General features: G+C 53.7%; 13 protein-coding genes. 5 read left to right on the plus strand and 8 right to left on the minus strand.

What is annotated here, in order from left to right:
• Positions 1-38 precede the first annotated feature (38 nt).
• Positions 39-1,325 (plus strand): tRNA lysidine(34) synthetase TilS, encoded by a 1,287-nt coding sequence (gene tilS / locus AX755_RS07775; RefSeq protein WP_062856560.1) that lies wholly within the window; start codon positions 39-41, stop codon positions 1,323-1,325.
• Between the two features lie 28 nt (positions 1,326-1,353).
• Here the strand turns inward: tilS and rof are convergent, their stop codons facing one another.
• Together rof and AX755_RS07785 are read right to left on the minus strand one after the other, a co-directional pair.
• Complete coding sequence (gene rof, locus AX755_RS07780; protein WP_014830722.1) at positions 1,354-1,614, minus strand: Rho-binding antiterminator; 261 nt, start codon at positions 1,612-1,614, stop codon at positions 1,354-1,356.
• Positions 1,601-1,801, minus strand: a complete 201-nt coding sequence (locus AX755_RS07785; protein WP_008501889.1) for a YaeP family protein — start codon at positions 1,799-1,801, stop codon at positions 1,601-1,603. The genes rof and AX755_RS07785 overlap by 14 nt, the downstream gene beginning before the upstream one ends.
• 196 nt (positions 1,802-1,997) lie before the next feature.
• Between AX755_RS07785 and AX755_RS07790 the strand changes: the two genes are divergently transcribed.
• Genes AX755_RS07790 through nlpE form a run of 3 tightly spaced genes read left to right on the plus strand, consistent with a single transcriptional unit; the run spans position 1,998 to position 3,694 of the window.
• Positions 1,998-2,543, plus strand: coding sequence for a YaeQ family protein (locus AX755_RS07790; RefSeq protein ID WP_020688556.1), 546 nt, complete (start codon positions 1,998-2,000; stop codon positions 2,541-2,543).
• A complete protein-coding gene (gene arfB, locus AX755_RS07795; protein WP_020688557.1) occupies positions 2,540-2,962 on the plus strand; it encodes an alternative ribosome rescue aminoacyl-tRNA hydrolase ArfB in 423 nt (140 codons plus the stop codon). The genes AX755_RS07790 and arfB overlap by 4 nt, the downstream gene beginning before the upstream one ends.
• Positions 2,963-2,995: 33 nt before the next feature.
• On the plus strand, positions 2,996-3,694 hold the full coding sequence (gene nlpE, locus AX755_RS07800) for an envelope stress response activation lipoprotein NlpE (RefSeq protein WP_013095674.1): 699 nt from the start codon (positions 2,996-2,998) through the stop codon (positions 3,692-3,694).
• Between the two features lie 48 nt (positions 3,695-3,742).
• On the opposite strand, the gene proS is transcribed toward nlpE, so the two are convergent.
• The 6 genes from proS to metN all read right to left on the minus strand — a co-directional run bounded on the left by proS (position 3,743) and on the right by metN (position 9,323).
• Complete coding sequence (gene proS / locus AX755_RS07805) at positions 3,743-5,461, minus strand: proline--tRNA ligase (protein ID WP_038418725.1); 1,719 nt, start codon at positions 5,459-5,461, stop codon at positions 3,743-3,745.
• Positions 5,462-5,573: 112 nt separating this feature from the next.
• On the minus strand, positions 5,574-6,281 hold the full coding sequence (gene tsaA, locus AX755_RS07810; RefSeq protein WP_062856561.1) for a tRNA (N6-threonylcarbamoyladenosine(37)-N6)-methyltransferase TrmO: 708 nt from the start codon (positions 6,279-6,281) through the stop codon (positions 5,574-5,576).
• Entirely contained in the window at positions 6,278-6,682 is a 405-nt protein-coding gene (rcsF, locus tag AX755_RS07815; protein WP_023621752.1) for an Rcs stress response system protein RcsF, read from the minus strand. The genes tsaA and rcsF overlap by 4 nt, the downstream gene beginning before the upstream one ends.
• A gap of 106 nt (positions 6,683-6,788) precedes the next feature.
• Positions 6,789-7,604: a methionine ABC transporter substrate-binding lipoprotein MetQ gene (gene metQ / locus AX755_RS07820; protein ID WP_013095678.1), complete on the minus strand. Its 816-nt coding sequence runs from the start codon at positions 7,602-7,604 to the stop codon at positions 6,789-6,791.
• 41 nt (positions 7,605-7,645) lie between these two features.
• Positions 7,646-8,299 carry a methionine ABC transporter permease MetI gene (locus tag AX755_RS07825; RefSeq protein WP_003856130.1) on the minus strand — a complete coding sequence of 218 codons (654 nt, stop codon included), beginning with the start codon at positions 8,297-8,299 and terminating at the stop codon, positions 7,646-7,648.
• Entirely contained in the window at positions 8,292-9,323 is a 1,032-nt protein-coding gene (metN, locus tag AX755_RS07830; protein WP_023621751.1) for a methionine ABC transporter ATP-binding protein MetN, read from the minus strand. The genes AX755_RS07825 and metN overlap by 8 nt, the downstream gene beginning before the upstream one ends.
• Positions 9,324-9,511: 188 nt before the next feature.
• On the opposite strand from metN, the gene gmhB reads away from it, so the two are divergent.
• Positions 9,512-10,078 (plus strand): D-glycero-beta-D-manno-heptose 1,7-bisphosphate 7-phosphatase, encoded by a 567-nt coding sequence (gene gmhB, locus AX755_RS07835; protein ID WP_020688563.1) that lies wholly within the window; start codon positions 9,512-9,514, stop codon positions 10,076-10,078.
• The last annotated feature ends 152 nt before the right edge of the window (positions 10,079-10,230 follow it).

Genomic DNA, 10,230 nt, shown 5'->3' on the forward strand with positions numbered 1-10,230 from the left:
GCCCGCTCTGTTCGGGCATTTTTTATGTGTAATTCTCTATGACCCTACCCGCTATTGCGCAAGCCGTTTCACCGTACCGCCAGCTGCTGGTGGGATTTAGTGGTGGCCTGGATTCTACGGTGTTGCTCCATCGCCTCAAGCTCTGGCGCGATCAGCAACCTGACGTTCAGCTCCGGGCGATGCATATCCATCATGGGCTGAGTCCTCATGCCGACGTCTGGGTTGCGCACTGTGAAGCGGTGTGTTCCGCATGGGCGATCCCGCTTGAGATTAAACGGGTAGTGCTCAGAGATGAGGGGCTCGGTATTGAAGCGCACGCGCGTAAAGCGCGCTATGCCGCGTTTACCGCGGCATTACAGCCCGGCGAAGCGCTGGTCACGGCACAGCACCTTGACGACCAGTGCGAAACCTTCTTGCTGGCGTTAAAACGGGGAAGTGGTCCGGCGGGGCTCTCCGCCATGCCTGAACGCTCTGATTTTGCCGGGACGCAATTATTGCGTCCGCTGCTTGGCGAGTCGCGCGCATCGCTGGAAGCCTGGGCGCAGCAATATCAGCTGAGCTGGATTGAAGATGAAAGCAATCAGGACGATGGCTACGATCGTAATTTCCTGCGTCTGCGTGTTTTGCCGTTACTGACCGCACGCTGGCCGCACTTTGCAGACGCAACAGCACGAAGCGCCCTGCTGTGTGCCGAACAGGAGAGCCTGCTGGATGAACTGCTGAGTGAAGAACTGGCTGAACTGATTTCGGTAAACGGGGCGTTGGCGATCGCACCGCTGGAGGCGATGAGTCCGGTTCGTCGGGCCGCGCTGCTGCGCCGTTGGCTGGCCTCTCACCGTGCAACGATGCCATCGCGTGCCATGCTGGGACGTATCTGGGACGAAGTCGCCCAGGCGCGGGAGGATGCAACGCCGTGCGTGCACCTGAACGGTTTTGACGTCAGGCGCTATAAAGGCCAGCTGTGGTGGGTGAAATCGACCCCCTCGCTTGCAGATGTGGTGCTCGGCTGGCCATCGCCTGCGAAACCGCTGATGTTGCCCTGGGATATGGGAAGCTTGTCTCTGGTGACGCCCGGCCATGTGCGTTTACCGAAAGCCGATGAACCGGTCACCGTGCGCTTTAAGGCCAGCGGTATGCTGCACATTGTCGGACGTAACGGTGGAAGGAAGCTCAAAAAAATCTGGCAGGAGTGCAATGTGCCGCCCTGGTTGCGCGATACCACGCCGTTACTTTTTTACGGTGAAACGCTGATTGCGGCGGCAGGGGTGTTCATTACAGAAGAGGGCTGGGCAGAATCGGGCGTGAGTCTGGAGTGGAAAGCGTAACGGGCAGCCAGGCTGCCCGTTAGTGTCATCAGGATTCGCTCACCACGACGGTGCCGATTTGCGGGTGGCTGAAGCTGGCAATTTTGTCCAGGCGTAGCTCACGCGTCGCACCGGCGTCTTCCACTATCAGATATTCCACATTCTTACGTGAAACCAGGTCGCTGGCTTTCGCCTTCAACACTTCGCCATCTTTTAACTCCAGCGTCAGTATTAAATGATGCTGGCAGGCGAGTTCGAGGTTGTCATAGTCATCACAATTGATGGGTTGATAAGTATCATTCATCGACATAATCGCTCACCAGTAAATTCGCCGCAGCATACGCTGCTTTTTCCCTGACCGATTCTGAAAGGCTCTCATCAGAGGCCACTTCATTAAGCACTTTCAATACACAGCCCAACGCATCCGGGACATATCCCAGATCTCCGCTGGCGATTTCCGCATACCGTTTGCGAATTAGCTCACAATAATTATTCACATCCCCTCCCGCCAGCGCACTGACTTACTGTGAGATATCATTAAGCCTACGAAGATAAACTCGGTTTAGCAAGGTGACTATACCATACTCATTTAAGCAATATCAGAGCCTTGATGGCGCCGTATTCATCACGGCGTAACAGCCTTTTGCCGCTGTTTTCGCTACAATGTGCGCCTGATTCGAAAGGAGTTTTCCCATGGCGCTGAAAGCGACAATTTATAAAGCGGTGGTCAATGTGGCTGACCTTGACCGCAACCAGTTTCTGGATGCGTCACTGACGCTGGCGCGTCACCCCTCTGAAACCCAGGAGCGCATGATGCTGCGCCTGCTGGCGTGGATTAAATATGCCGACGAGCGTCTGCAGTTTACCCGTGGCTTAAGCGCAGAAGACGAGCCGGAAGCCTGGCTGCGTAACGATCATCTGGGTATCGATTTATGGATTGAACTTGGTCTGCCGGATGAGCGCCGCCTCAAAAAGGCGTGTACCCAGTCTGCGGAAGTGGCGCTATTCGCGTACAACCAACGCGCTGCGGAAATCTGGTGGCAGCAAAACAAGAGTAAGTGCGGTCAGTTTAAAAACCTCACGGTCTGGTATCTGGATGATGAACAACTGGCGCAGCTGAGCGAATTCGCCAGCCGGACGATGACTCTGCAGGCGACGATCCAGGACGGCGCAATCTGGCTTTCTGACTCTCAGAATAATCTGGAAATTCATCTGACGGCGTGGCAGCCTGCGTCATGATCGTGTTGTCCCGAAACGTCAGCATCCCGGACAATGAGCTGGAGATCACCGCCATCCGTGCGCAGGGGGCAGGTGGACAGCACGTTAACAAGGCTTCAACCGCTATCCATTTGCGCTTTGACATTCGGGCCTCAAGCCTGCCAGAGTATTATAAGGAAAGTCTGCTCGCTGCCAGCCATCATCTGATCACCAGTGACGGTGTCATTGTGATCAAGGCGCAGGAGTACCGTAGCCAGGAGTTAAACCGGGAAGCGGCAATTGCCAGACTGGTGGCGGTGATAAAAGAATTAACTGCAGTGCAAAAAAGCCGTCGGGCAACGCGGCCAACCCGCGCATCGAAAGAGCGTCGGTTGTCGTCAAAGGCTCAGAAATCCACAGTGAAAGCACTACGCGGTAAAGTTCGTCGTCCTTTGGATTGACGAAAAGGAACACTATTTCATAAGGAATTCATTGTGAAAAAAGCATTATGGTCAGCGTTGGCAGTGAGTACGCTCTTTGCGCTTTTCGGATGTAACAACCGTTCGGAAACGCAGGTCCTGCAGCCAACGCAAAATGAAGAATTAAAGCCAATGCAGCAGAGCTGGCGCGGCGTCCTGCCTTGTGCCGACTGTGAAGGCATTGAGACGTCGCTGTTCCTGCAAAAAGACGGTACGTGGGTCATGAATCAGCGGTATCAGGGCGCGAAAGAACCCTCCTCTTTTGCGACTTACGGGACATGGGCACGCACGGCCGAGAAGCTGGTGTTGACCGATACGAGCGGCGAGAAAACGTATTTCCGCGCCAAAGGCGAGGGGATGGAGATGCTCGACCGTGAAGGCAACCCGATTGAATCCCAGTTCAACTACACGCTGGCTCCGGTGAAAGCGGCTCTGCCGGCCACGCCGATGCCGATGCGGGGCATGTATTTCTATATGGCTGATGCGGCCATCTTTACAGACTGCGCAACGGGTAAGAAAGTGAGCGTGGCGAACAATGCCCAGCTGGAACGGGATTATGCGGTCGCACGCGGAAATGACAGTAAGCCGGTATTATTGACGGTCGACGGTCACTTTACGCTGGAGCCAAACCCGGATAGCGGCGAGTTGGTGAAAACCCTTGTGGCAGATAAAGACGCGAAGTTCGCGGCAGGCAAAGACTGTAACAGTAAATAACGCTGGCTTTGCGCCATGAAAAAACCCCGCCTGAGCGGGGTTTTTTATTTAACCTTTGATGGCTTTTACCAGGTAATCAAGGATATCACCGGTCTTGATCATCTGTTTTTCGCCGCTACGACGGTATTTATATTCAATCTCGTCGCTGTCGAGGTTACGGTCACCGATAACGATGGTATGAGGAATACCAATCAGTTCCATATCAGCAAACATCACGCCCGGACGTTCTTTACGGTCGTCCATCAGCACTTCGATACCCTGCGCGCGCAGCTCTGCGTACAGTTTCTCAGCCAGCTCCTGCACACGGTAAGACTTGTGCATGTTCATTGGCAGGATAGCCACCTGGAACGGCGCGATGTTATCCGGCCAGACAATGCCACGCTCGTCGTAGTTCTGCTCAATCGCCGCAGCCACCACGCGCGTGACCCCGATACCGTAGCAACCCATGGTCAGGATCTGGTTACGGCCATCTTCACCCTGAACGGCAGCGTTCAGCGCACGGGAATATTTATCGCCCAGCTGGAAGATATGCCCCACTTCGATGCCGCGTTTAATCATCAGGGTGCCCTGGCCATCCGGGCTTGGATCGCCTGCAACAACGTTGCGGATATCCGCCACTTCTGGCGTTGCCACATCGCGATCCCAGTTGATGCCAAAGTAGTGTTTACCATCAATATTAGCGCCTGCAGCGAAGTCGCTCATCGCCGCAACCGTGCGGTCAATCACAACAGGCACAGTCATATTCACCGGACCCAGAGAGCCTGGGCCTGCGTTTACGACGGCGCGGATTTCTGCTTCCGTTGCGAAGGTCAGTGGGCTGGCAACCTGTGGCAGCTTCTCAGCTTTCACTTCGTTCAGCTCGTGATCACCACGTACCAGCAGGGCAACCAGCGGATATGCACTGCCTTCAGTGGATTTCACCAGCAGCGTTTTAACGGTTTTTTCGATCGGCAGCGCAAACTGCTCAACCAGCTCGGCAATGGTTTTGGCATTTGGCGTGTCAACCAGCGTCATTTCCTGGGTTGCCGCGCCGCGTGGTTCTTTTGGTGCCAGTGCTTCAGCAAATTCAATGTTTGCCGCGTAGTCAGAGGAGTCAGAGAAGATCACATCGTCTTCACCGCTCTGCGCCAGAACCTGGAACTCATGGGACGCGCTACCACCGATAGAGCCGGTATCGGCCTGCACAGCACGGAAATCCAGACCCATGCGGGAGAAGATTTTGCTGTAAGCCTCGTACATTTTGTCGTAGGTCTCTTGCAGAGATTCCTGAGAAGTATGGAAAGAGTAAGCATCTTTCATCAGGAATTCGCGAGAACGCATAACGCCGAAACGTGGGCGAACTTCGTCACGGAACTTGGTCTGGATCTGGAAGAAGTTCAGCGGCAGCTGTTTGTAAGAGCTCAGCTCATTGCGAATCAGATCGGTGATCACTTCTTCATGCGTCGGGCCGAGGACGAACGGACGCTCGCCACGGTCAACGAAGCGCAGCAGTTCAGGTCCATATTGCTCCCAACGGCCGCTCTCCTGCCACAGGTCAGCGGGCTGAACCACGGGCATGGACACCTCGATAGCACCGGCGTTATTCATCTCTTCACGCACGATGTTTTCGACTTTTTTCAGGACGCGCACGCCGGTCGGCAGCCAGGTGTACAACCCGGAGGCCAGCTTGCGGATCATCCCGGCGCGCAGCATCAGCTGATGGCTGATGACTTCGGCGTCGGCAGGTGTCTCCTTCAGTGTGGAGAGCAGATATTGGCTAGTACGCATGTTGTTACGGTTCCATTTCGACGATTGGAACAGGCTGAAACGCCAGCCTGACACAAAAAAAGTGGTTTAGTTTACCAGTGTGGTAAAGATGCCAAAAGAGAGGAGAAGAAAATTACCTGGGTTCCAGGGCAAACACTTCAAAACCGGTCTCTGTCACGCGCCAGCGGACATTAAAATCCAGCAGCCAGACGGCGTAGGTTTTCCCGGCTTCCTCTTCTTTACGGTAGGCTGGACGCGGATCCTGCGCCAGAACGTCTACGATAAAGTCCCGCAAACGGGGATAGCGCTTTTCCAGTTGGCCAAATTGCGTAAGCAGCTCTGGCGTAAAGTGAACAGGCATATCCGCCTGCGGTGCTTGCTGGGCGTAGCTGGCCCTGGCATCTGGCAACGCTTCGGCAAAAGGCAGATAGGGTTTAATGTCGATAACAGGGGTGCCATCGACCAGGTCAAGGCTGCCTAACTCCAGTATCACCTGATCTTTGTGACAGCGTATTCCTTTCAGTTCAACCAGCGACATGCCGATCGGGTTTGGACGAAAGGTTGAGCGGGTCGCGAATACCCCCATCCGGGCATTTCCGCCCAGACGAGGAGGGCGCACCGTAGGACGCCAGCCACCGTCCATCGTCTGGTGAAACACAAAAACAACCCATAAATGGCTGAACGCCTCAAGCCCGCGCACCGCATCGGCCTGATTATAGGGCGCAATCAAGTGAAGTTCACCGCTGCCGCTGGTGACCAGACCCGGCTGGCGTGGCACGGCAAACTTCTCTTTGTAAGGAGAGCGGATAACGCCTATCTGTTCGAAATGAAAGGCACTCATTTCGCCGAAATGGTCAGCGCCGAACCAATACACACCGCCTGACGATAGCAGCCTGGTGTCCCGCTGGTGACCTCACAGCTGTGCAACAGTACCGCGTTAGCTTTCATTTTGGCCGCGTTGATCTGCATACGTTTACGGGCTGTCGGAATGTTGGGTGGGGAGTCCTGATTGGTAGCCTGACAGGATTCACCGCTCACCTCACCGAGCTCACGGAAAGGCTTGCCCACGAGGTCGTCGGCTTTGGTAATGATACGTACCGGCGCAGGGCGAGGCGCTTTAGGTTTAACGGGCTCTGCTTTTGGCGGGGTTGCAGTGCTTTGAACGGGTTCAACTGGAGATCTGCTTAGCATAGAACAGCCGCTCAGCATCAGTGCTAAAAGACAGATCGGTAAAGCACGCATAATAATTCCTCAGTGGATAATCAAAACGTCAGATATTGAATCAGTTGACTGCACAAATGACAAGACGGGCAGAAGCCCGTCTTGATGATATTACACTGAGGTCAGATTACCAGCCTTTAACCGCGCCGCCGTTAAACACTTTGTTGGCTTCCTGGTAAACTTCTTCAGACTGATAAGCCTGAACGAATTTCTTCACGTTTTCCGCGTCTTTGTTGTCTTCACGGGTCACGATCAGGTTAACGTACGGGGAATCTTTGTCCTCAACAAAGATGCCGTCTTTTGCCGGGGTCAGGCCAATCTGGCTGGCGTAGGTAGTGTTGATAACAGCCAGGGCGATCTGCGCATCGTCCAGAGAGCGTGGCAGCTGTGGCGCTTCCAGCTCAACAATTTTCAGATTTTTCGGGTTCTCGGTCACGTCGAGAACGGTCGGCAGCAGGCCAACGCCGTCTTTCAGTTTAATCAGGCCCACTTTCTGCAGCAGCAGCAGGGAGCGGCCCAGGTTAGTTGGATCGTTTGGCACAGCAACCTGAGAGCCTGGCTGCAGTTCGTCCAGCGATTTAATCTTCTTGGAGTAGCCCGCGATTGGGTAAACGAAGGTGTTACCCACCGCAACCAGTTTGTAGCCGCGATCCTTAATCTGCTGATCCAGGTACGGTTTGTGCTGGAAGGCGTTGGCGTCAATATCGCCTTTGCTCAGCGCTTCGTTCGGCAGAACGTAATCGTTGAAGGTCACCAGCTCAACATCAAGGCCATACTTCTCTTTTGCCACTTTCTGAGCGGTTTCAGCAACCTGTTGTTCTGCACCCACGATAACGCCCACTTTAATGTGGTTTGGATCTTTTTCGTCCTGACCACAACCCACCAGTGCCAGAGAGCCGATCAGCGCGCCTGCTGCAGCAAAGGTCTTTAATTTAAACGCCATGTTTTTATCCTTAACTCGTCGAGTTTGTGTTGTGTGTAACGTTATTTGTGCGTAACAGCCCGGACGATGCGATCGCCAGAGAACTGGATGAGATAAACCAGTACAACCAGCAATACCAGAACGGTATTCATTACGGTAGCGTTATAACCAATATAGCCGTACTGGTAACCAATCTGGCCTAAACCGCCAGCGCCAACGGCACCGCCCATCGCGGAATAACCGACCAGGGTGATAAGCGTAATGGTTGCCGCATTCACAAGGCCTGGCAGTGCTTCCGGCAGCAGAACCTTGCGCACGATCTGCATCGGCGTGGCGCCCATTGCGCGGGAAGCTTCGATCAACCCGGTTGGAATTTCAAGCAGGGCGTTTTCCACCATACGCGCGATAAACGGTGCGGCGCCGACCGTCAGGGGAACAATGGCCGCCTGCAGACCAATAGAGGTGCCGACAATCACGCGAGTGAATGGAATCATCCATACCAGCAGAATAATAAACGGGATAGAACGGAAGATGTTCACCAGCGCAGAGAGCGTACGGTACAACTTCGCGTTCTCAATGATTTGACCCGGACGCGTCACATACAGCAGTACGCCGACCGGCAGGCCAATCACAAAACCAAAGAAACCGGATACAAAGGTCATTGCCAGCGTTTCCCAAACGCCGCGAACCAGCAGCCACATCATCGGCTCAGACATAACCCAGTACCTCTATTTTTACGTGATGTTCTTGCAGCCAGGCAATTGCCGCCTGGGTTTCTTCTTGTGTGCCGTGCATTTCCGTCAGCATGATGCCGAACTTCACGCCACCGGCGTAATCCATCTGCGCGCTGATGATGTTGTTGTTCACATTGAAGCGGCGCGCGGTTTCGGAAAGCAGCGGGGCATCAACGGACTGACCGGTGAACTCCATTCGCAGCATCGGGACGCTGTCCGTCGTGGGTTCGGTTTTCAAACGCTCCAGATAATCTTCCGGAATATCCAGATGCAGTGTGGACTGAATAAATTGCTGCGCCAGCGGGGTCTTAGGATGTGAAAACACTTCACTTACCGTGTCCTGCTCAATCAGTTCACCGTTGCTGATCACGGCAACACAGTCACAGATGCGTTTTACGACATCCATCTCGTGCGTAATAAGGAGGATCGTCAGGCCGAGACGACGGTTAATGTCTTTCAGCAGTTCCAGAATAGAACGGGTGGTGGCCGGGTCTAATGCGCTGGTGGCTTCATCGCACAGCAGCACTTTGGGATTGCTTGCCAGCGCACGGGCAATGGCTACACGCTGTTTTTGTCCGCCAGACAGATTAGCCGGGTAGCTATCATGTTTATCACCCAGACCCACGAGATCCAGCAGTTCGGTTACGCGACGCTTAACCTCATCTTTAGGCGTGTTGTCGAGCTCCAGCGGTAAGGCGACGTTGCCGAACACCGTGCGTGACGCCAGCAGGTTAAAGTGCTGGAAGATCATGCCAATCTGGCGACGCGCTTTGGTCAGTTCTTTTTCTGAGAGCGCGGTCAGTTCTTGTCCGCCAACTTCTACGCTGCCCTGGGTTGGGCGCTCAAGCAGGTTAACACAACGGATCAGTGTACTTTTACCTGCACCCGATGCGCCAATGACGCCATAAATCTGACCAGCAGGAACATGCAGGCTGACATTGTTCAGCGCCTGAATGGTTCGGTTCCCCTGCTGGAACACTTTGGTGATATTGGAAAGTTTAATCATTAGATTATTTTTATCATATGTAAGTTAGCCGTGGCATTTTCGTCTGCCAGATACGGGTGATGCCCGTAAACAAAACGGATGTTAAGGCATCCAGACGTCTAAATCAATCCAACTCTGTGCGATGAGCACTTTATTGCGCTGCGATTCATGAGATACTAGCTGAACACGCCTTTTTCAGGAGCAAACCGGTGGCAAAATCAGTACCCGCAATTTTTCTCGATCGTGATGGCACTATTAATGTGGATCACGGTTATGTTCACGAGATTGACGAGTTCGAATTTATCGAAGGCGTTATCGATGCCATGCGCCAGCTAAAAGAGATGGGCTATGCGCTGGTGGTTGTCACCAACCAGTCTGGTATCGCGCGTGGCAAATTTACCGAAGCGCAATTCGAAACGCTGACGGAATGGATGGACTGGTCTCTTGCCGACCGCGGTGTTGATCTTGATGGCATCTATTATTGTCCTCATCACCCGCAGGGAACGGTAGAAGAGTATCGCCAGACCTGTGATTGCCGTAAGCCGCACCCGGGGATGTTTATCTCGGCGCAGGAATTTTTGCATATTGATATGGCCGCTTCTTATATGGTGGGCGATAAAATGGAAGATATGCAGGCGGCAACCGCGGCGGGTGTGGGTACCAAAGTATTAGTTCGCACCGGCAAACCCGTGACGCCAGAAGCTGAGACTGCAGCGGATTGGGTGATTAATAGCCTGGCCGAGCTGCCTGAAGCGATCAAAAAGCACCAAAAATAGGCTTTTTGGTGAAAAGATGAGCGGTTGAAATAAAAATGCATATTTCCGCTTGTCATTCCCCGGATGCCCCCTATAATGCGCCTCCATCGACACGGCGGATGTGAATCACTTCACAAACAACCCGGTCGGTTGAAGAGAAAAAATCCTGAAAT

The organism is Enterobacter sp. SENG-6, from assembly GCF_001605945.1.
In the GTDB taxonomy this organism is placed as follows: Bacteria; Pseudomonadota; Gammaproteobacteria; order Enterobacterales; family Enterobacteriaceae; genus Enterobacter; species Enterobacter cloacae.